General features: G+C 35.6%; 20 protein-coding genes. 6 read left to right on the plus strand and 14 right to left on the minus strand.

Translation table 11 applies throughout. The features are described 5' to 3' along the window. Window position 1 precedes the first annotated feature (1 nt). Entirely contained in the window at window positions 2-673 is a 672-nt protein-coding gene (locus ACNH59_RS11190) for a ZIP family metal transporter (protein WP_418262625.1), read from the minus strand. A 95-nt stretch (window positions 674-768) separates the two neighbouring features. Beyond that, entirely contained in the window at window positions 769-1,533 is a 765-nt protein-coding gene (locus ACNH59_RS11195; protein ID WP_418262626.1) for a class I SAM-dependent methyltransferase, read from the minus strand. Window positions 1,534-1,829: 296 nt separating this feature from the next. Between ACNH59_RS11195 and ACNH59_RS11200 the strand changes: the two genes are divergently transcribed. Together ACNH59_RS11200 and ACNH59_RS11205 are read left to right on the plus strand one after the other, a co-directional pair. Continuing rightward, window positions 1,830-2,996, plus strand: a complete 1,167-nt coding sequence (locus ACNH59_RS11200; RefSeq protein ID WP_418262627.1) for a THUMP domain-containing class I SAM-dependent RNA methyltransferase — start codon at window positions 1,830-1,832, stop codon at window positions 2,994-2,996. 94 nt (window positions 2,997-3,090) lie between these two features. Further along, a complete protein-coding gene (locus ACNH59_RS11205) occupies window positions 3,091-3,327 on the plus strand; it encodes a hypothetical protein (RefSeq protein ID WP_418262628.1) in 237 nt (78 codons plus the stop codon). A gap of 133 nt (window positions 3,328-3,460) precedes the next feature. On the opposite strand, the gene ACNH59_RS11210 is transcribed toward ACNH59_RS11205, so the two are convergent. The 3 genes from ACNH59_RS11210 to rlmD form a co-directional block, all read right to left on the minus strand. Beyond that, complete coding sequence (locus ACNH59_RS11210) at window positions 3,461-4,270, minus strand: DUF6048 family protein (protein WP_418262629.1); 810 nt, start codon at window positions 4,268-4,270, stop codon at window positions 3,461-3,463. Next, entirely contained in the window at window positions 4,242-4,763 is a 522-nt protein-coding gene (locus tag ACNH59_RS11215; protein WP_418262630.1) for a DUF6452 family protein, read from the minus strand. The genes ACNH59_RS11210 and ACNH59_RS11215 overlap by 29 nt, the downstream gene beginning before the upstream one ends. Before the next feature lie 140 nt (window positions 4,764-4,903). Continuing rightward, window positions 4,904-6,316, minus strand: a complete 1,413-nt coding sequence (gene rlmD / locus ACNH59_RS11220) for a 23S rRNA (uracil(1939)-C(5))-methyltransferase RlmD (protein WP_418262631.1) — start codon at window positions 6,314-6,316, stop codon at window positions 4,904-4,906. 155 nt (window positions 6,317-6,471) lie between these two features. Between rlmD and ACNH59_RS11225 the strand changes: the two genes are divergently transcribed. Continuing rightward, complete coding sequence (locus ACNH59_RS11225; protein ID WP_418262632.1) at window positions 6,472-6,951, plus strand: hypothetical protein; 480 nt, start codon at window positions 6,472-6,474, stop codon at window positions 6,949-6,951. 372 nt (window positions 6,952-7,323) lie between these two features. On the opposite strand, the gene ACNH59_RS11230 is transcribed toward ACNH59_RS11225, so the two are convergent. The 5 genes from ACNH59_RS11230 to ACNH59_RS11250 are packed head-to-tail and all read right to left on the minus strand — an operon-like array spanning window position 7,324 to window position 9,456. Further along, window positions 7,324-7,731, minus strand: a complete 408-nt coding sequence (locus ACNH59_RS11230; RefSeq protein ID WP_418262633.1) for a VOC family protein — start codon at window positions 7,729-7,731, stop codon at window positions 7,324-7,326. Further along, a complete protein-coding gene (locus ACNH59_RS11235) occupies window positions 7,728-8,162 on the minus strand; it encodes a VOC family protein (protein WP_418262634.1) in 435 nt (144 codons plus the stop codon). Before ACNH59_RS11235 ends, ACNH59_RS11230 begins: the two co-directional genes overlap by 4 nt. 3 nt (window positions 8,163-8,165) lie before the next feature. Further along, window positions 8,166-8,591, minus strand: coding sequence for a VOC family protein (locus tag ACNH59_RS11240; RefSeq protein WP_418262635.1), 426 nt, complete (start codon window positions 8,589-8,591; stop codon window positions 8,166-8,168). 18 nt (window positions 8,592-8,609) lie between these two features. Then, window positions 8,610-9,020 (minus strand): SRPBCC domain-containing protein, encoded by a 411-nt coding sequence (locus ACNH59_RS11245; RefSeq protein ID WP_418262636.1) that lies wholly within the window; start codon window positions 9,018-9,020, stop codon window positions 8,610-8,612. Between the two features lie 10 nt (window positions 9,021-9,030). Beyond that, window positions 9,031-9,456: an SRPBCC domain-containing protein gene (locus tag ACNH59_RS11250; RefSeq protein ID WP_418262637.1), complete on the minus strand. Its 426-nt coding sequence runs from the start codon at window positions 9,454-9,456 to the stop codon at window positions 9,031-9,033. Window positions 9,457-9,574: 118 nt separating this feature from the next. Between ACNH59_RS11250 and ACNH59_RS11255 the strand changes: the two genes are divergently transcribed. Continuing rightward, window positions 9,575-10,555: a GlxA family transcriptional regulator gene (locus ACNH59_RS11255; protein WP_418262638.1), complete on the plus strand. Its 981-nt coding sequence runs from the start codon at window positions 9,575-9,577 to the stop codon at window positions 10,553-10,555. A 517-nt stretch (window positions 10,556-11,072) separates the two neighbouring features. Here ACNH59_RS11255 and ACNH59_RS11260 read toward each other — a convergent pair. Continuing rightward, window positions 11,073-11,705: an SGNH/GDSL hydrolase family protein gene (locus ACNH59_RS11260; RefSeq protein WP_418262639.1), complete on the minus strand. Its 633-nt coding sequence runs from the start codon at window positions 11,703-11,705 to the stop codon at window positions 11,073-11,075. A gap of 537 nt (window positions 11,706-12,242) precedes the next feature. Here ACNH59_RS11260 and ACNH59_RS11265 point away from each other — a divergent pair. Beyond that, window positions 12,243-17,417: an MBG domain-containing protein gene (locus ACNH59_RS11265; RefSeq protein ID WP_418262640.1), complete on the plus strand. Its 5,175-nt coding sequence runs from the start codon at window positions 12,243-12,245 to the stop codon at window positions 17,415-17,417. 162 nt (window positions 17,418-17,579) lie between these two features. Then, the gene (locus ACNH59_RS11270) at window positions 17,580-17,990 is read left to right on the plus strand and encodes an OsmC family peroxiredoxin (RefSeq protein ID WP_418262641.1); all 411 of its coding nucleotides are present in this window, start codon (window positions 17,580-17,582) and stop codon (window positions 17,988-17,990) included. Between the two features lie 70 nt (window positions 17,991-18,060). Here ACNH59_RS11270 and cysM read toward each other — a convergent pair whose 3' ends face one another. The 3 genes from cysM to ACNH59_RS11285 form a co-directional block, all read right to left on the minus strand. Further along, window positions 18,061-18,948 carry a cysteine synthase CysM gene (cysM, locus tag ACNH59_RS11275; protein WP_418262642.1) on the minus strand — a complete coding sequence of 296 codons (888 nt, stop codon included), beginning with the start codon at window positions 18,946-18,948 and terminating at the stop codon, window positions 18,061-18,063. Between the two features lie 158 nt (window positions 18,949-19,106). Then, window positions 19,107-19,898, minus strand: coding sequence for a serine O-acetyltransferase EpsC (gene epsC, locus ACNH59_RS11280; protein ID WP_418262643.1), 792 nt, complete (start codon window positions 19,896-19,898; stop codon window positions 19,107-19,109). Between the two features lie 210 nt (window positions 19,899-20,108). After that, complete coding sequence (locus tag ACNH59_RS11285; RefSeq protein WP_418262644.1) at window positions 20,109-20,387, minus strand: DUF2752 domain-containing protein; 279 nt, start codon at window positions 20,385-20,387, stop codon at window positions 20,109-20,111. Between the last annotated feature and the right edge of the window lie 100 nt (window positions 20,388-20,487).

A 20,487-nucleotide genomic window follows, 5' to 3' on the forward strand; every position in this document is an offset into this window, starting at 1 on the left:
TTTATAAAAAATAAGCTAAGACAACTCCTAAAACGATCATAGAAACTTTGGCAACATTGAATTTGTGTCCTTCGCTACTTTCAAAGATAATCGTTGAGGAAATATGAAATAAAATACCAATTACAACTGCGGTAATTTCGGTATTGTAAGCACTTAAAAGGGGAATGTAATCAGATACAAAAGTACCCAGCGGCGTCATGATGGCAAAGGTGCTCATGAATACGAAAATTGCATTTTTGTTGAGGTGTGAGTTAATGAAAAAGGTTGTCAAAATTATTGCAATTGGTAAGTGGTGAATGGCAATTCCGATAGCAAGATTATCTTCGTGATGTCCCACGGGGAAACCTTCTAAAAATGCGTGTATGCAAAGGCTAACAAATAATAGCCATGGAATATGCGTCATGTTGGGATGTCCATGAACATGTCCGTGTTCAGCACCTTTGGAGAAAAACTCTAAGATGATTTGGAATAAAATACCCACCATAATGAAAATTCCAATATTGGTATTCTGTGTTTCATATACATCAGGTAACAGGTGCATGACCGTCAAAGCAAGTAAAAAGGAACCACTAAAAGCTAATAAAAGCTTCAGGTTGCTTTTCTTTTTTGGTTTCAAAACCAAGGCGATGACGTAACCTATGAGTACTGAAAATAAAGGTAAAATGTAATTCATCTGTATTTGTTGATAGAGGTTAATCCGTTATTTGATTAATCGGTTAAATAATAACGATCATTAAAACAAACAAACAGTTAACCAAATAAACCATTTTATTTAAAAATCATAATCAGTCGTTCGCTTTCGTTTTTATGGAATTTTTTGAGTTTATAGTCACCAAAAATATCCAATAAATAAATTCCAGCCTCGTCCATCATGTCTTGAAAATCTTGTAAGGTTAGGGCTTTGACCTTTTCGGTGAAATGAAATTTTTGACCTTGGTCTTCAAAATCAATTTCTTTGAAGATATGGCCGTTTTCCACATAACGTTTGATATGAAAATCAATTCCGTCCACCGTTTTAACTTCGTCAGGAACCAAACCATTGATGACCTGATGCACATTCATAAAGTCTATGACGGCAAATCCATATTCAGATAAACTGCTTTGGATGGCTTTTAAAGTGGTTAAATTATCATCATCATTTTCAAAATAGCCAAAACTGGTAAACAAATTAAAGATGGCGTCAAACTTTTCTTCAAATGGTTCACGCATATCGTGTACTTTGAAATGCAAACTTTCATTGCTGTTTTTTGAAGCTTCAAGTATGCTGTTTTCGGATAAATCAGCACCAAGAACATCAAAGCCTAATTGATTCAAATAAATAGCATGACGCCCTTTCCCACAAGCTAAATCTAAAACTTTTGCTTTTTCAGGTAAGTTTAGATAGTGTGTTAAATTGTCCATGAATACTTGTGCTTCGCGGTAATTGCGTTCTTTATAAAGGATGTGATAATATGGAGTATCGAACCAAGAGCTAAACCATGCTGGTTTTGTTTCGCCTGGGTTTGAGGTAGTGGGTTTCTGTTCTGAGGACATTTATTCTTTTCTGTTTATTCTATCCGGCAAATTTAGTGTATTTTTGCTGAAAATTGGACTACTAACATTGAAGAAGATGGAATTGAGGTAAAAAAAAGGGCACGAATTACACAGATTAGTACAAATTAAAAATAATCAATCGATTTTCATTTGTTTAGACAGATTCGGGAAATTTTTAGGAATCGATTTTCGTGTAAATTTGTGATTAATTTTTATTCAAAACATAGTCTTTAAATTAAAAAATAGTGTAATTCTCTTTTCTGAATAGAAAAAAGGGTATTACTGGATACATACACATGGAAGATAATTTTAAAATGATTGCCAAAACCTTTTTTGGTTTTGAAGAAATATTAGCCAAAGAATTAACGCAACTAGGCGCTCAAGATGTGGAGCAGGGTGTGAGAATGGTGAGCTTTAAAGGTGATAAAGGTTTTATGTATAAGGCCAATTTGTCATTGCGAACCGCCTTGAAAATATTGAAACCTATTTATACTTTTAGAGCCAATAATGAACAAGCCTTGTATAAAGGTGTGTCTAGTGTGAACTGGTCTAAGTTTATCAATGCCAATCAGACTTTTGTGATTGATGCGACTGTTCATTCCACAAATTTTAATCACACGGAGTTTGTGTCACAAAAGTGTAAAGATGCTATTGTGGATCAATTTAGAGAAAGAACAGGGCAGCGACCGAGTATTGACAAAGCTTTTCCAGATTTAAGAATTAATATTCATATTGACAGAGATCAAGTATCTGTTGCTTTAGATACTTCTGGAAATTCGTTGCACCAACGTGGTTACAGAACAGCAACGAACATTGCTCCGATAAACGAAGTGTTGGCAGCAGGTGTTTTATTATTATCGGGTTGGGACGGACAAACGGATTTTCTGGACCCTATGTGCGGTTCTGGAACTTTCTTGGCTGAAGCGGCTATGATTGCCTGTAACATTCCAGCAAACATCAACCGTAAAGAATTCGCTTTCGAAAAATGGAAAGATTGGGATAATGACTTGTTTGACAAAATTGTGGATAGTTTGTTGAGCAAAGTACGTGAGTTTCATTACACGATAAAGGGCTATGACAAAGCGCCATCAGCAGTTCAAAAAGCCAAAGACAATATTCGTAATGCGAATTTAGAAGAATACATCACGATTCAAGAAGAAAACTTTTTTGATACTGAAAAAAATACTCAAGGGAAATTACACATTGTTTTCAACCCTCCTTATGATGAGCGTTTGGATATTCACATGGAGGAGTTTTACAAAAACATTGGTGATACCTTAAAGAAAAATTATCCAGGAACGAATGCTTGGTTCATCACTGGAAATCTTGAGGCTTTGAAATTTGTAGGATTAAAACCTTCTCGTAAAATCAAATTATTCAATGCCAGTATCGAATCTCGCTTGGTAAAATATGAAATGTACGAAGGAAGTAAGCGTACCAAGTTTCAGGAAGTGAAAGAATAGAGTTTCAGAGTTACTAAACTCAGAAGCATAGTAAGTCAGCAACTTACAATCTCTTTTATGCAGTACCTTCAAAACCTTAGCAACTTAAAATAAAATGACAAAATTACAAATAAGAGCTTTTTTATACCAATTGGGTTGTTTTGCAATCCTTTTTATTTCAGTACGCTATTTAGTAGCTTCCTATACCCATTTAACAGGTTTTTGGATTCCAGTGACGGCCTTTGTGGTGGCCACTTTGGTTGCACCAAAATTTAAAGCCATCAGAACTCAGGACGGCGAAAAACTATTTATGAAATGGATTTTCATGAAAGGAGTGCGAGAGATAGGTTAGTTTAAAGTGTTCAGTATCAGTATTCAGTTTACTCGGATTGGTATTTATTAGATTTCAATCATAAAAAAAAACGTTAGTTGAAATAGTTCCACTAACGTTTTTTTATGCTTTTATGTCGTTCTTTTCAATACTTTTACTTCATAACAGCTACTACTTTTTTCTTGTACAATGGTAAAAAGTAACTTACTGTATAATTGAAACCTACACCAAAGCTTCCGTTGTAAGTTCTGTTAAAACCAGGGATGTATAAGTTGTCAAAGTTGTCAGGTTTTTTATTAGTAATTAAGGTATTTAATCTTAAACTGAATCCCACAAACACATTTCTTATTACTTGAACTTTTAGTCCTGCAACAACTTCCACCCAACTGGCGGTTAAACCGTTGAATTTTTGTCCTGAAGTTAGGGTTTGATTTTCGCCAAAATATTGTGAAGAATTGTAAATGCGATAGTTATTTAATTCTTGGTTGAAGGTACTAAAACCATATCGCAACCCTATCGAGATGATGTTTTCCATATCTAGCCAATTCTCGTAACCATTATAATCAAAACCTGCTTTCAAATACGAACCTTGAGTGGTAAAGTTCAATCTGGCGTCGTCGGTGGTTTTGTTTTCGGTTCCTAATTCGGCAGCAAGGAAGTATTTTTTAGTCAAACGATAATCACCAACTAATTCGATTCCTTTATAATTTTTATCATAAAATCCTCGACTCAGTTTGTATAAATCAACACCTAGTCGTAAACCATAACGATTGGTTTTAGGCAATACTTGTATAGTATCTGCTTTTTGATTGGGATTCGTTTTTATGGGAGCGACTGTTTCGATAGGTACAAAACCTTTATCAGGATTTGCAACTGGTTTTTTGGCACTTGTTTCTTGGCCCTGAGCCATAAAAAGTGTTAATACAAGACCAATACTAAAAATAGACTTCAAGATGTGTTTCATTTTCGTTTGTGATTGATCTGTTTTTGATTGAGATTGTTTGCATCCATTTTCCATCTGCCGAAGCAACATCGGTATGGGTAAAAGGATTCAGCTGGTTTAACTCATAATTGGTTTTAAAGCCACAAGCTCTGGAAACAAAAAGCGTAGTTCTAGCGTAGTTGAATTCGATTTCATCCTCGTTTACAAGGGATAAATTGTCGTTGTTATAATTCAATATGAATTTAAACTTTACCACATCAGCTTCCGTTTTTAAAGGAATTGCCACTTTACTGCTATTAATTAAAGTGGTACCGTTATAGGAAACACCTTCTGTCATTCCATCAGCAATAATAGTCAAATCCGTCACATTTTTCTCTGTCGAAGGATCATTAATATCGTAAAAAGTAATAATCAATCGGGGAGTAGTACTCGTGTTTTCATCACAGATGTCATCTTTCTCGCAACTAGAGAAAGAGACCGTTAATGTTAAGAGCAGTATTAGAAGGTATTTCATATTATTTTATTAATGGTACATTTTTTTAGTATTCAGTTTTTAGCAATGATGCTGAAATACAGTATTCAGTTTGCAGTGATTGCAATCACCTACTTTATATCTAGCTAAAACTGATTACTGAAACTGCGACTGCGTACTAATTAACGTAGCTCTAGCAACACCACATTCTCCACATGGTGCGTTTGTGGAAACATATCTACAGGACGCACACGAGTTACTTTGTATTTCTCATCCATCAAAGCTAAATCACGGGCTTGTGTCGCTGAGTTACAACTTACATAAACGACTCGTTGAGGAGCAATTTTCATAATTTGTTCAATTACGTCTTTGTGCATTCCGTCTCTTGGTGGGTCAGTGATAATCACGTCTGGTTGTCCGTGTTGGGCGATGAAATGATCGTTGAAAACGATTTTCATGTCCCCTACAAAAAACTCGCAATTGTCAATATTATTACGCACTGCATTGGCTTTCGCATCTTTGATAGCATCTGGAACACTTTCAACACCAATTACTTTTTTTGCTTTTTTAGAAACAAATTGTGCAATCGTTCCAGTGCCAGTGTACAAGTCATATACTAATTCTTCACCTGTCAAACCTGCAAAATCACGGGTGATTTTGTACAATTCGTAGGCTTGATCCGAATTGGTTTGATAGAATGATTTAGCATTGATGCTAAACTTCAAGCCTTCCATTTCTTCCAAGATATAGTCACGACCTTTGTATAATTTTACATCGGTATCGTATAATGTGTCGTTTGCTTTGCTGTTAATTACATATAGTAACGAAGTGATTTCTGGAAAAGTCGCATGCAAATGATCTAAAATCAATTCTCTATTAGCTTGGTCGTCTTCAAAAAATTGAATCAACACCATAATTTCTCCAGTAGATGCGGTACGCAACATAACGGTTCTTAATAAACCTGAATGTTCTCTAGGGTTGAAGAAAGTCAATCCGTTTTCATTCGCAAATCTTCGAATTTCGTTTCTTATGGCATTGGATGGATCTTCCTGTAGATGACATTTTTTGATGTCTAAGATCTTATCCCACATTTTCGGAATGTGAAAGCCAAGGGCGTTTCTGTTTCCTAAATCTTCTGTACTATTGATTTCGTCTTCTGTTAACCAACGACTATTGGAGAACGAAAATTCCATTTTGTTTCTATAAAAGAACTTTTTCTCGGAACCTAAGATGGGTTCGAATTCTGGTAATTCAATTTTACCAATGCGTTGCAAGTGGTTTTTTACCTCATTGTGTTTGTAAAATAACTGTTGGTCGTAGTTCATATTTTGCCATTTGCAACCGCCACAAACTCCAAAATGCTCACAAACAGGATCGACACGATGTTCGGATAATTCATGAAATTTCACCGCTTTTCCTTCGTAATACGCTTTGCGTTTCTTGAATGTTTGCACATCCACCACGTCTCCAGGAACCACATTTGGAATAAACACTACTTTACCATCGGGAGCCTTCGCTACCGAAACGCCTTTTGCACCTGCATCAAGGACTTTTATCTGATGAAAGACAACTTTGTCTGTATTTTTTCTTCCCATGGCGCAAAAATAAGCGTTTGTAAGCTTTTATAAATTCAAATTTGGAAATATTTTTGAAAAGGATTGGAAAATATGAATAGATGTTCTTATAAAATCCTAAAAAAAGGTTTTATTTTAAGTCAAAAGAAACTAACTTTATTTGCAAAACATTGAATATGAGATTTAAATATAAGATTTTATGGGTTTTAGGATCACTTACTTTTAGTTTGTTTTTGCAAGGGCAAACGAAAAAAGTTCAAAAAATAGAGAGAAATGTTCCATTAGTAGTTTTAGAAGCCTTCAATAAAACATATCAAGGAAAAGATCCGGTTTGGTTTTCGAGTTATCAAGGAAGGGATAGTCAAAAATTAGTTTTCGAGGGTAAGTTCCTTTTAGACAATCGTTATTGTGTTGCGATTTATGATATCAACGGGAATCAGCTTGCTTTTGCCGCAAGCGTGGAATATAAAGAGGTGCCCGAAGCTGCGCGCATTTATATGACCGAAAACTATCCAACAATTCCCGTGGTACAAAGACTTCTGGTTACTAGTAGTAAAAAAATAATTACCTATGAATTGGGTGTTTATATTGACAATGAGTTTGTGATTATGGTATTTTCTAAAGAGGGAGATTTTATAAAAATCACTAGAGGTTAACAAAAGTGAACCTTTTGGCTGTAATTATTAAAAACGTTAGTTTGTCCCAAAGTGTCGAGAGTATCGAGAACCATTTTAAAAGCTAAATTTTCTAATTCTCAATATAATTTTCTATCGAAATTCTCCCAATGCTTAAAAACAAACTAACAAAAATTCAACTTCTAAAACTAATTTCACCCAACAAGTTAACTATCCTAAAAGTATTATCCCTTCGTTTCCTAAAGCTCTACTAGCTGGCGCCTCAAGTAAACTCAGAAACCCCTGTACTTATTTTTTTTTTTTGTTGCTCACATTTGGGGCAAATAGGGCAGTCGCTACTTTTGTAATATTCATGTCCGTTTTTGCATACGCGTAAACTTTTCATGTTAATTATTATTGCTTTGGAAATTTGGTAATATCCATATAAAATACTTCCCAAATGTTGCCATCTAAATCTTCAATACAACGTTGAAGCATGAAACCATAATCTTTTGACTCATAAGGTTCGTTACCACCAGCGGCAATTGCTTTTTCCATAAATTGATTTACTTCATCGTTATTTTGCATCGACAAGGCATTAATCACTGATGCCGTTTTTTTGGTGTCGGCAATTTGCTTGTTTGTAAATTGTTGAAACTTATCATGCGTTAAAAGCATTACATAAATTTCGTTACTTACCACCATACAGGCAGCGGTTTCGTCTGTAAATTGAGGATTGTTTATAAATCCTACAGCAGTATAAAAATCCATTGCCTTTTTTAAATCAGCTATTGGTAAATTGATGAAAACTTGTTTTTTCATTTTTTTTGATTTGTTTCTTTATTTATTTTATTATAATTCAGCAACCAATGATTGCCATATTTGTCTGTTAGGTTACCAAAAATAGCACCGCAAAAGGTGTTTTCTAGAGGGTGATTTTCGCTGCCACCAACCAAAAGTTTATTGTAACAACTATAAATTTCCTCTTCTTTAGTACAGTCAATTAGTAATGAAACAGCGTTCCCTTTTACTAGTCCGTTTTCGGGAGTCATATCCGTTGCCATAATTATGACATTGCCTATGGTTAAAGTAGCTTGCAAAACACATTTTTTCATCTTTATTGGCAATTGTACTGATAAAGGCGACTCTTCGATGGTTTGAAAGAGCAATTTTCCTCCAATACATTCTTTGTAAAAATGCATAGCTTCGCGACAATTTCCATTAAAAGTGAGATAGGGTATCATCGCTTTCATAATTTAAGCGTTGTTTAATTTTTCAATATCTAATTTACGCATTGTCATAAAAGCAGCCGTCACTCGTTCCGCTCTTTCAGGATTGCTCATCAATTCGGCCATATTATCAGGAAGTACCTGCCACGAAACGCCAAATTTATCTTTACACCAACCACACTGACTTTCATTGCCTCCATCAGCAATTAAGTTGTCCCAATAATAATCAATTTCAGCTTGGTCTTTGCATTCAATGACAAACGAAACGGCCTCTGATTGTTTAAACATTGAGCCACCGTTCAACCCCATTAATCGTTGTCCGTTTAGTTCGCAATTCACGACTATCGGACTCTCGAAAGTAATTTTGGAGTTTGGAAAAATGGAACAATAAAATGTTGCAGCTTCTTTGGCTTGACTTTCAAACCATAAACAAGGAAAAATTGGATTTGCCATTTTGTTTGTTGTTAAAGATTAATTGGATTCCGTGTATTTTTTAAAATTGTTTAGTATCGCTTGCCAACCTCCTTTTTGCAATTCGATTGAATTTTCATTTTCAGGATCAAATACCACGACAATTTCGGTTGTTTCGCCTTTTTCTTTTAATTCAACAGTTGCTTTTCTCTCTCCAAAGGAATAGGAGAAGCTTTGCCCAATATTTATTTTATCGTAAATTGCTTCAAAATCAAAACCATAACTTCCGTCTTTGGCTTCCATTCGGGCAAAATAGGTACCGCCCACTTTGAGGTCATTGGTAGCTTTTGGGCAATGCCAACTTGAATCAGCAAAATTCCATTGGGTGATGTGTTCTGGATTAGTATAAAAATCCCAAACTTTTTTTGAATCTGCATTTACGTTGGCAGTTACCGTGATTTGATTGTTCATGATTTTAGTATTAATTTTTTTCTGAAATTTCTTTTATTAATTGAATTGCCTTTGGAAAAGTGTTCGTAAAGTAGGACTCAAATTCTTCTCTGATATCCATTTCCATTCTTAATTCGGTAATTCCGTCTTTTTCCTTTAGAAAATATTCTTCCATTACTCCAGCCCAATCAGTAGTTGTTTCAACACCATTTTTTATTTCACCTAAATGTTTAAAAGACATTTGTTCAAAAGGGATCTTGGTCTCAATTATACTGTAGATTCCATTTCCATTTGCATCTAAGAATTTTATGCTGCTTCCTAGTTCCCAATCACTTTCTGCATGAGAATCAGGAGAAAAAACAGCAGTCCATTTTCTGTAGGAATCATCATTCCATAAAGTTTTCCAAACATTTTCTTTTGGGGAATTTATTTTGCTTGAAAATTGTATTTTTTTCATTTTCATATTTTTTTATGTTCCTAACTATACAAAGTTGCTAAAACAAATTAAAAATAAGGATGTGTAAAAAGGACTAAAAAAGGGTGATTTGCGACAAAATGTTTTTTATCTTTCCTAAATGAAAAATATAGCTATCTATGTACCAGAAAATTCGGTTATGCAAGCCATTGCAGATCCTCAATATTGCTTTAATGCAGTTAACCAATTTTTAGCAGTAGCAGGTAAAAAACCATTGTTTAAAGTGGAGCTGGTAGGCTTAAAAAAAGAAATTTTCATTAATGGAGGTAATTTTTCAGTCCATACCGATAAGTTATTAGTTGAGGTGGAGAAAACAGATTTATTGGTTATTCCTGCTTTGTCTGGTGATATGACTCAAGCAATAACTTCTAACAAAAAGGCGATTTCTTGGATTGTTGACCAATATAATGATGGAGCAGAAGTAGCTTCGCTTTGTGTGGGTGCTTTTTTATTAGCATCAACGGGATTGTTAAACGGAAGAAAATGTTCTACTCATTGGGGTTTTCAAAATGAATTTAGAGAAATGTTTCCAGAGGTTGCCATTCAAGACGGAAATATTGTTACCGAAGAAGATCGATTGTATTCCAGTGGAGGAGCCAATTCTTATTGGAATTTATTATTGTATTTGGTCGAAAAGTATACGGATAGAGAAACGGCCATAATTACTTCAAAATATTTTGCCATTGATATTGATAGGGAAAGTCAGTCGGCATTTGCTATGTTTCAAGGTCAAAAAAATCATACTGATCAAGCTATAAAACAAGCCCAAGATTACATTGAAAATAATATCTCTGAACGAATTACTGTAGAAGAATTGTCAGATACAGTGGCATTGGGGAAACGGACTTTAGAACGCCGGTTTAAATTGGCAACCAATAATACTGTTTTAGAATACATACAACGTATCAAAATTGAATTTGCCAAACGAAGTTTTGAGAACAGTCGTAAAAATATCAATGAAGTTATGTTTGACGTTGGGTATACCGACTCCAAATCGTTTCGATCGACTTTCAAAAAAATTACCGGATTAACTCCAGTAGAATACCGAAATAAGTATAATAAAATGTTAAAGGATGCCTAAGGTTTCGTATAATTGCTGGTTTTACTTTTTGTCCATTAGTAAAACATTAAATTTATGTCCATGAGAATCTGCAAATACAAAACCATAATAGCTGTCTTCGTTTCTGCGTAATTCCTGAAAGATCGTACCACTAGCTTTTTTACTTTGGCTTCATAATCATTTACTTCTTTCTCAGTCTTTGCAGATAGTGTAAATACAATTTTATCAGTTTTTGAACCTGATGGAAAATTCTCGTCTATTCTAGTGTCTTGTTCAAAAAAATGAATTACAAATTTATTTTCTCCAAAAAAGAAACTGGCAATTTATGAAGAATTTTGAAAAGTTCCGTTGGGAGTGAAACCTAGTTGGGTATAAAATTCATTTGTATGTTTTACATCCTTGACACTAAAATTTACCTAAATTAATTTTGATTTCAAAAGCCTGTTTTTTGGTTTTTACACAGTTTTAAATGTGTTTAATATTCTGGAATATCTTTAAAATAATTTAGCATTTTATTTAGAAAAGGGATAATTAATGGTTATACCAAAGAAATTATTTTTTCAATAATAGGCCCCATAACAAGATATCCATTTTTGTTTGGATGTACACCATCAGCTGAATATCTAGTTGGTAATCCATGATATTCATCCACTAAAGCTGAGTAATAATCCGCATATAGGATGTTGTGTGCACAAGCGTATTCCTTGATTTGTTTATTGAGAGCTATAACGGTGTTGGCAGGTTTTTCCTTAGGATTCCAATAAAAGTAATTGGCAGGTAAAACCGAACAAAGGATTACTTGAATCTGGTTTGCTTTCGCTAGTTCTACCATAGAGATGAGGTTGTTCATAATCATTTCTGGAGTTGAAGGTCCAGTATTGCCAGCAATGTCATTTCCTCCTGCTAGAATTACTACAGCTGTGGGTTTCAATTCAATTACATCTGCTCTAAATCGTATTAACATTTGGGGTGTCGTTTGACCACTGATGCCTCGATTAATATAATTTTTACCTTCAAAAAAGTCGGGATGTACATTTTTCCAAAATTCCGTTATAGAATCTCCCATAAAAATGATTCGGTTTGCAGTAGGATGCTTTTCACTAATCAAAGTATTTTCTTTTCGGTATTTATTGAGATAGGGCCAGTCTTGAATTACCGCTTGCTCTTTCATGTTGATTAATAGAAATGGATTGAAGTTCTTATAGTAACAAAGTTAAAGAATTTGGATGAAGTAATCTCTTTTAACATTTGACTTTGGTCAAAATCAGTGTTTGGTATTAGTTTTTTGGTTGTTAGGACTTGCAAACAAAGGGAGGACGTGTTTTAGAAGTTTTTACTCTCTGTTTTTCAGCGGGTTGCTTTCTTGTGGTGGATGTGTAGTATTGATTTTAGAGAATTATAAAAAGTAAGATTTTTTGTATTCAAAATCTTGTCTACCAATGTAGTTTATAGTTTTTTTTAACACTTTTATCGAAAACATTACAATTGAATTAACACAAAAGAAAGTTCTTCTCTAAATTAGAGTTCTATTTGATTCAAAACTGACAAATCAGTAAATTTTTAATTTTAGCTCAAAGAATTTTTTTTATTACACTGATTTTGTTGTAGATAGACTTAAGAAAAAAATACCACACTTTTTTCAGTTCATAGGATTCCATTGTTACGCATATAGTATTTGTTATTTTATTATTCCTTTAATTCAATAAGCATGAGAACAATTCTACGCAATTCCGGATTTTTGACTTTTCTATTTTTAATTTTCACCTTACTGTTTACCAATGTCTCTTTTGCGCAAGCAACGGTCACGACTGATAAGGATGATTATGTTCCAGGTGAATATGTTATCATTACAGGAACTGGTTGGTTGCCAGGGGAAACGGTGGATTTCCATTTTGATGAAACCCCCAAGCCCGCGACCTGTGTCAATTCGCATGATAATCATGCCATTGCAGATGCGAATGGTAATATTTATTATGATGGGTTTTTGATAAAGGAAAATCATTTAGGGGTACATTTTGTGTTAACTGCTACTGGCCTAAGTAGTGGTAGAATTGCTGTTACGGAGTTTGATGATGGGAATTTTGATTTCTCGGCAACTGGTTTGCCAAATGGGATTTCATTAACAGTTTCCTATTCTTATCCAAGTGCAAATGGACAGGTAATTATTAATGGTTCAAGAAATTTTACTACTCCAAATACATCTTCGACAGATGGAGTAAATAATAGATCTGTAACATTTGTCTATCCACCTACTATTACTTTTTTGGGTACAACTTATCAATATTCAGGAGCAAATCTTTCAAATCCTTTTGATTCTGGAAGTGGTAGTGTAGTTAATAATGTAGTTGGATCTTATGTTGTTTCTTGCACATCTCCTTCAATTTCAACAGCCCCGACATCCAAAACTATCACATATGGGGATGCTAATCCAACTTTTTCTGTAACAGTGAGTGGTGATGGATTAAGTTACCAATGGCAATATAATACGACGGCTGTTCCTGGTACATGGAATAATGTGGGTACGAATACAAATAGTTATACTGTTCCTTCTCCTGATGTGAGTTTTAGTGGTCGCACCTATCGTGTTGTAATTACCGGTTCATGTGGTAGTGTAACAAGTACGCCAGTAAGTTTGACGGTTAATAAAGCAGCATCAGTTACCACGGTAACGATACCAGCAGGGACTTACACATATACAGGTTCAGCTCAAACACCAGCTACGGTAAGTGTAATAGGAGCAGGAGGATTGAATTTGACTCCAGCAGCCAATTATGCAAACAATACCAATGCGGGAACAGCTACAGCTAGTTATTCTTATTTAGAAAGTGCAAACCACTTAGGGTCATCCGACAGTCAAGACTTCAGCATTGGTAAAGCATCAACCACAACAGTTGTAACAATTAATGGCGGACCATTCACATATACAGGTTCAGCTCAAACACCAGCTACGGTAAGTGTAATAGGAGCAGGAGGATTGAATTTGACTCCAGCAGCCAATTATGCAAACAATACCAATGCGGGAATAGCTACAGCTAGTTATTCTTATTTAGAAAGTGCAAACCACTTAGGGTCATCCGACAGTCAAGACTTCAGCATTGGTAAAGCATCAACCACAACAGTTGTAACAATTAATGGCGGACCATTCACATATACAGGTTCAGCTCAAACACCAGCTACGGTAAGTGTAATAGGAGCAGGAGGATTGAATTTGACTCCAGCAGCCAATTATGCAAACAATACCAATGCGGGAACAGCTACAGCTAGTTATTCTTATTTAGAAAGTGCAAACCACTTAGGGTCATCCGACAGTCAAGACTTCAGCATTGGTAAAGCATCAACCACAACAGTTGTAACAATTAATGGCGGACCATTCACATATACAGGTTCAGCTCAAACACCAGCTACGGTAAGTGTAATAGGAGCAGGAGGATTGAATTTGACTCCAGCAGCCAATTATGCAAACAATACCAATGCGGGAATAGCTACAGCTAGTTATTCTTATTTAGAAAGTGCAAACCACTTAGGGTCATCCGACAGTCAAGACTTCAGCATTGGTAAAGCATCAACCACAACAGTTGTAACAATTAATGGCGGACCATTCACATATACAGGTTCAGCTCAAACACCAGCTACGGTAAGTGTAATAGGAGCAGGAGGATTGAATTTGACTCCAGCAGCCAATTATGCAAACAATACCAATGCGGGAACAGCTACAGCTAGTTATTCTTATTTAGAAAGTGCAAACCACTTAGGGTCATCCGACAGTCAAGACTTCAGCATTGGTAAAGCATCAACCACAACAGTTGTAACAATTAATGGCGGACCATTCACATATACAGGTTCAGCTCAAACACCAGCTACGGTAAGTGTAATAGGAGCAGGAGGATTGAATTTGACTCCAGCAGCCAATTATGCAAACAATACCAATGCGGGAACAGCTACAGCTAGTTATTCTTATTTAGAAAGTGCAAACCACTTAGGGTCATCCGACAGTCAAGACTTCAGCATTGGTAAAGCATCAACCACAACAGTTGTAACAATTAATGGCGGACCATTCACATATACAGGTTCAGCTCAAACACCAGCTACGGTAAGTGTAATAGGAGCAGGAGGATTGAATTTGACTCCAGCAGCCAATTATGCAAACAATACCAATGCGGGAACAGCTACAGCTAGTTATTCTTATTTAGAAAGTGCAAACCACTTAGGGTCATCCGACAGTCAAGACTTCAGCATTGGTAAAGCATCAACCACAACAGTTGTAACAATTAATGGCGGACCATTCACATATACAGGTTCAGCTCAAACACCAGCTACGGTAAGTGTAATAGGAGCAGGAGGATTGAATTTGACTCCAGCAGCCAATTATGCAAACAATACCAATGCGGGAATAGCTACAGCTAGTTATTCTTATTTAGAAAGTGCAAACCACTTAGGGTCATCCGACAGTCAAGACTTCAGCATTGGTAAAGCATCAACCACAACAGTTGTAACAATTAATGGCGGACCATTCACATATACAGGTTCAGCTCAAACACCAGCTACGGTAAGTGTAATAGGAGCAGGAGGATTGAATTTGACTCCAGCAGCCAATTATGCAAACAATACCAATGCGGGAATAGCTACAGCTAGTTATTCTTATTTAGAAAGTGCAAACCACTTAGGGTCATCCGACAGTCAAGACTTCAGCATTGGTAAAGCATCAACCACAACAGTTGTAACAATTAATGGCGGACCATTCACATATACAGGTTCAGCTCAAACACCAGCTACGGTAAGTGTAATAGGAGCAGGAGGATTGAATTTGACTCCAGCAGCCAATTATGCAAACAATACCAATGCGGGAACAGCTACAGCTAGTTATTCTTATTTAGAAAGTGCAAACCACTTAGGGTCATCCGACAGTCAAGACTTCAGCATTGGTAAAGCATCAACCACAACAGTTGTAACAATTAATGGCGGACCATTCACATATACAGGTTCAGCTCAAACACCAGCTACGGTAAGTGTAATAGGAGCAGGAGGATTGAATTTGACTCCAGCAGCCAATTATGCAAACAATACCAATGCGGGAACAGCTACAGCTAGTTATTCTTATTTAGAAAGTGCAAACCACTTAGGGTCATCCGACAGTCAAGACTTCAGCATTGGTAAAGCATCAACCACAACAGTTGTAACAATTAATGGCGGACCATTCACATATACAGGTTCAGCTCAAACACCAGCTACGGTAAGTGTAATAGGAGCAGGAGGATTGAATTTGACTCCAGCAGCCAATTATGCAAACAATACCAATGCGGGAACAGCTACAGCTAGTTATTCTTATTTAGAAAGTGTAAACCACTTAGGGTCATCCGACAGTCAAGACTTCAGCATTGGTAAAGCATCAACCACAACAGTTGTAACAATTAATGGCGGACCATTCACATATACAGGTTCAGCTCAAACACCAGCTACGGTAAGTGTAATAGGAGCAGGAGGATTGAATTTGACTCCAGCTGCGAGCTACTCTAATAATGTGAATGCAGGTACAGCGAATGCGAGCTATACTTATGCAGAAACTACGAATTACTTTGGATCTTCTGACAATAAGAATTTCACGATATACAAGAAAGCATTAACCATCACTGCCAATGATAAATCTAAGTCTGCTGGCCAAGCTAATCCTATCTTCACGGCCTCTTATAGTGGATTTGTTTTAGGAGAATCAGCTGTAAACTTGGGAGGAACATTAGCCTTTATCACTGCTGCTAATGTTAATTCTTGTGCAGGCACTTATGATATCACACCTTCTGGTTCGACCTCTTCAAACTACCAAATCACCTTTGTAACAGGTACGCTTACTGTCACCGGAGTTACAATTGACGCTTCAGCTTCTGGTACTCCAGTACCAACTACTAGTACTTCGATTATACTAAAAGCTACGGTAAGCCCTATGGTTCCAGGAGTAAGTGTAACATTCTTTGTTGATGGAAGTTCAGTAGGTAATGTTACCACAATTACAGATGGTTTGGCAACGTTAAACATCGGGTCTCGAGTTCTAGGAGTATACAAAATTGAAGCTAAAGTAGGTTCAGGTTGCGGAATAGAGTCTACTGCATACCTTCCAGTATATGATGCAAGTGGTAGTTTTGTAACTGGTGGTGGTTGGATTAACTCCCCAGCAGGAGCTATGCCAGCTCATCCAAATGCTGTAGGCAAGGCTAGTTTTGGTTTTGTTTCCAAGTACAAGAAAGGCTCAAACCAAGTAGATGGTAACACTGAGTTCCAGTTTAACGCAGGTGACATTAACTTTAAGAGTACTATGCAAGATGCCGGATCTTTGGTAATCTCTGGTAAGAAAGCTACGTACAGAGGGACAGGGACAATCAATGGACAGTCAGGATTCAAGTTTGTAGTGGTAGCTATCGACGGAAACTGGAATGGAGCTTCAGATCCTGATCAATTCAGAATAAAAATCACTTCTACTTCAGGTACTGTTATTTATGACAATCAAATTGGAAAGGATGAAAATGGTAATGATGCTACGATTCTTGGAAATAACGGTCAAGGCGGTGGGTCTATCGTAATTCATGAAGTGAAAGGGAAAGGAAATGCTAAGGAAGCAGGAACCGAGAAAACTGAAATTGCAGAAGAGGAATCTTTATTCAATGCAATGGGATATCCAAATCCATCTACGGATCAATTTACAATTGCTGTTACAGGTGGTAGTAGTGAGAAAGTAACTGTTCAAGTGTTTGACTTGTTAGGTAAATTGATAAAAGTAATTGAATCTAGTAACGGACAGTCAATTACCTTTGGAGGTGAGTTACCAATGAGTACTTATATAGTAATTGTTACTCAAGGAATTAATAGTAAAACGATAAGGTTAATTAAACAATAGAATAATTTAAAATTTGGTAATCAAATCCAGTCTATTTTATTAGGCTGGATTTTTCTTTTGTGGATTAAATTGGTGTTATTTTTTTTGAAATAATAAATAGGCTAAAAAAAATCATTAAATTAGAGGATAAAAAATCATTACGATAACATAAAAACAATAATCATGAAAAGAAATGCAACAGCAATTTGGAAAGGTTCTCTTAAGGAAAATGGTGGTAAATTAACTACACAAAGTAAAACACTTGAAAACACTCAATATTCATTTCATTCCCGATTTGAGGAAGGAGTAGGTACTAACCCAGAGGAATTAGTGGCGGCAGCACATTCGGGATGTTTTGCTATGCAACTTTCTGCTTTTATAGGAGAGGCTGGTTTTCATCCAGAGAGTATCGAAACTAATTGTGAGATAAACTTAATAGACGGAAGTATAATCGGTTCACATTTGACGGTACAAGCCAAAATTGACGGAATCACAGATGCTACTTTTCAAGAATTGGTTACAAAAGCAGAAAAAAATTGTCCTATATCGAAATTGTTGAATACAGAAATAACTTCAACGGCCGTATTGCTATAAGTTAAGTTTTTAAGTTAAAAGGCTCGTTTTTACAGTGTAAAAACGAGCCTTTTAGTTTAGTTTAAATGATTTAGTCAAATAAATCCGAAGACAAATAACGATCTCCACGGTCACAAATGATAGCCACCACTACACCAGATTCCAATTGGTTGGCAATTTTTAAGGCAACTGCTACTGAACCGCCACTACTCATACCAGCAAAAACACCTTCTTCCAGGGCTAAACGTTTGGTCATTTCGCGGGCTTCAGCTTCAGAGACATCTATGGTTTGATCTACTTTGGAAGGATTGAAAATTTTAGGTAAATATTCTTGAGGCCATTTGCGGATACCTGGAATTTGAGAGCCTTCACTAGGTTGAGCACCAATGATTTGGATTGCTGGGTTTTTCTCTTTCAAAAATGTTGAAGTCCCCATAATAGTCCCTGTAGTTCCCATAGCCGAAACAAAATGGGTGATGGTTCCTTCGGTATCTCTCCAGATTTCGGGACCTGTAGTGTTGTAATGTGCTTTCCAGTTGTCGTTATTCGCAAACTGATTGAGCATGATGTAACCACCTTCGGCTACTTTTTTATCGGCATAATCTCTCGAGCCGATAATACCTTCTTTAGCAGAAGTCAGGATAACAGTGGCTCCATAGGCACGCATGGTTTGGGTGCGTTCTTTGGTGGAATCTTCAGGTAAAATAAGTTCAATTTCAATTCCTAATAATTGGGCAATCATAGCAAGAGCAATTCCTGTATTTCCACTGGTTGCTTCTATAAGTTTATCACCTTTTTTGATTTCGCCGCGATCCATTGCGCCTTTAATCATATAATAAGCAGCTCTGTCTTTGACGCTTCCACCAGGATTATTTCCTTCTAATTTTAAAAGTAGTTTTACGCTTTTATTTTTAACTAAGTTGACTGTTTCTACTAAAGGTGTATTGCCTATTAAGTCAACTAATTTTTGAGATTTCATACTAATGGAATTATTATATTGTTTAGAATTATGATAATAACAATTGAATGTTTTAGGTTTTTAAAAAGTTAAACCTTTAAGAAAATAAGAATCATTAAGTCTTAATACTCTTCATTTCTTAAGGTTTTAAAGTTAATGTTTATAAATTGGAGTTGTTTTTATTTCATTTCCTTAACTTTTACTTCAGTGGTTGTAGTATTCAATACAATTGATTTAGAAGGAATCGATTTAGTAATCCAGGCATTTCCCCCTACAATACTTTCTGATCCTATAATTGTTTCGCCACCTAGAATAGTAGCATTAGCATAAATACATACATTTTTTTCAACAGTGGGGTGGCGTTTGGCATTTTTCATATCCTTGCTGACACTTAAGGCACCAAGAGTAACTCCTTGGTAAATTTTCACATGTTTTTTTATAACAGAGGTTTCTCCAATTACAATTCCAGTGGCGTGGTCAATAAAGAAAGGTGAGTCAATTTGGGCTCCCGCATGGATATCGGTTCCTGTTATTTTATGCGCATATTCACTCATTAATCTTGAAAATAACAAAAGGTCTAAATTGTACAATTCGTGACTTAAACGGTAGATCGCGATGGCGTAAAATCCAGGATAAGCGAGATATACTTCTTCAATACTGTTCGAAGCAGGGTCATTTTCAAGGATAAACTGTGCATCTTGATTTAGTTTTTCAAGAACAGTGGGTAAACTTTCCAAAAAACGTTCCCAAATAGAATTACATAAACTTTCTGGTTTTTTACAAGCAATCTTAGAAATTTCCTTGAACAGTTTTTCTAGTTCTGCAATACTTTGATTTAATTCAGCATTCGAATCAAATAGTGTATAAAATAATTGTTCAGTAAATTTTTCGGTTGTTGTTTTAATACCGTAATTGATGTTTAGATGGCTTTTGAGTGCCCCAATATTTTGGATAATCATATTTTTTGTCATGATTATAAGGATTGAAAGGTTAATTTTTGAAAATCGAAATCTGTATTAGCAACAGCAGCAACATAATGTAGATGGTGTGTAAGCTTGTAATAAAAGTGAAACTTTTTGCTGTAACATTTTGAATGATATAATATAATTACTTCACAAATATATCGAACTATTTTGAATCAACAGTTGTATAGTGATTAAGATTTAGAATTGTAGAGGCAATTAATGTTTTATGTAATATCCAGTCATCATTATAAAAAGATTGATTATGCTTAGCTGTAAAATTGTTTGTTCGCTGGATAATTTTTTGTAGAAATAGTGAATTCCAAGATAGAATAGATAACAGCAGCAAGTATAGATGGCAGGATACATTTCAAATGCAGCTTTAAATTGACCTTGTAATAAAAGTAAGAAGGCACGTTGGAATCCACAACCTAAGCACTCAAAATTGAAGAGTATTTTACTAAAGCAAGGAAGTAGAAACTTTTCAATGTCCATCATGATTTTTTAAGGTGTAAATTACAAAATTTATTAGAAAGGTGGATTGAATAAAAGCGAGGTTGTTATTAATTTCTTATTTTTGGGAACTGATAAAAGAATA

It is taken from the genome of Flavobacterium faecale, assembly GCF_048320115.1.
Taxonomy (GTDB): domain Bacteria; phylum Bacteroidota; class Bacteroidia; order Flavobacteriales; family Flavobacteriaceae; genus Flavobacterium; species Flavobacterium faecale_A.

What these genes read in the sequence shown, in the direction of transcription:
- epsC (WP_418262643.1), bottom strand. Translation starts at nt 19,898, where the DNA reads ATGACAAAAAATATGATTATCCAAAATATTGGGGCACTCAAAAGCCAT.
- ACNH59_RS11270 (WP_418262641.1), top strand. Translation starts at nt 17,580, where the DNA reads ATGAAAAGAAATGCAACAGCAATTTGGAAAGGTTCTCTTAAGGAAAAT.
- ACNH59_RS11200 (WP_418262627.1), top strand. Translation starts at nt 1,830, where the DNA reads ATGGAAGATAATTTTAAAATGATTGCCAAAACCTTTTTTGGTTTTGAA.
- ACNH59_RS11250 (WP_418262637.1), bottom strand. Translation starts at nt 9,456, where the DNA reads ATGAAAAAAATACAATTTTCAAGCAAAATAAATTCCCCAAAAGAAAAT.
- rlmD (WP_418262631.1), bottom strand. Translation starts at nt 6,316, where the DNA reads ATGGGAAGAAAAAATACAGACAAAGTTGTCTTTCATCAGATAAAAGTC.
- ACNH59_RS11210 (WP_418262629.1), bottom strand. Translation starts at nt 4,270, where the DNA reads ATGAAACACATCTTGAAGTCTATTTTTAGTATTGGTCTTGTATTAACA.
- ACNH59_RS11205 (WP_418262628.1), top strand. Translation starts at nt 3,091, where the DNA reads ATGACAAAATTACAAATAAGAGCTTTTTTATACCAATTGGGTTGTTTT.
- ACNH59_RS11260 (WP_418262639.1), bottom strand. Translation starts at nt 11,705, where the DNA reads ATGAAAGAGCAAGCGGTAATTCAAGACTGGCCCTATCTCAATAAATAC.
- ACNH59_RS11225 (WP_418262632.1), top strand. Translation starts at nt 6,472, where the DNA reads ATGAGATTTAAATATAAGATTTTATGGGTTTTAGGATCACTTACTTTT.
- ACNH59_RS11240 (WP_418262635.1), bottom strand. Translation starts at nt 8,591, where the DNA reads ATGGCAAATCCAATTTTTCCTTGTTTATGGTTTGAAAGTCAAGCCAAA.
- ACNH59_RS11230 (WP_418262633.1), bottom strand. Translation starts at nt 7,731, where the DNA reads ATGAAAAAACAAGTTTTCATCAATTTACCAATAGCTGATTTAAAAAAG.
- cysM (WP_418262642.1), bottom strand. Translation starts at nt 18,948, where the DNA reads ATGAAATCTCAAAAATTAGTTGACTTAATAGGCAATACACCTTTAGTA.
- ACNH59_RS11285 (WP_418262644.1), bottom strand. Translation starts at nt 20,387, where the DNA reads ATGATGGACATTGAAAAGTTTCTACTTCCTTGCTTTAGTAAAATACTC.
- ACNH59_RS11190 (WP_418262625.1), bottom strand. Translation starts at nt 673, where the DNA reads ATGAATTACATTTTACCTTTATTTTCAGTACTCATAGGTTACGTCATC.
- ACNH59_RS11265 (WP_418262640.1), top strand. Translation starts at nt 12,243, where the DNA reads ATGAGAACAATTCTACGCAATTCCGGATTTTTGACTTTTCTATTTTTA.
- ACNH59_RS11235 (WP_418262634.1), bottom strand. Translation starts at nt 8,162, where the DNA reads ATGAAAGCGATGATACCCTATCTCACTTTTAATGGAAATTGTCGCGAA.
- ACNH59_RS11215 (WP_418262630.1), bottom strand. Translation starts at nt 4,763, where the DNA reads ATGAAATACCTTCTAATACTGCTCTTAACATTAACGGTCTCTTTCTCT.
- ACNH59_RS11245 (WP_418262636.1), bottom strand. Translation starts at nt 9,020, where the DNA reads ATGAACAATCAAATCACGGTAACTGCCAACGTAAATGCAGATTCAAAA.
- ACNH59_RS11195 (WP_418262626.1), bottom strand. Translation starts at nt 1,533, where the DNA reads ATGTCCTCAGAACAGAAACCCACTACCTCAAACCCAGGCGAAACAAAA.
- ACNH59_RS11255 (WP_418262638.1), top strand. Translation starts at nt 9,575, where the DNA reads ATGAAAAATATAGCTATCTATGTACCAGAAAATTCGGTTATGCAAGCC.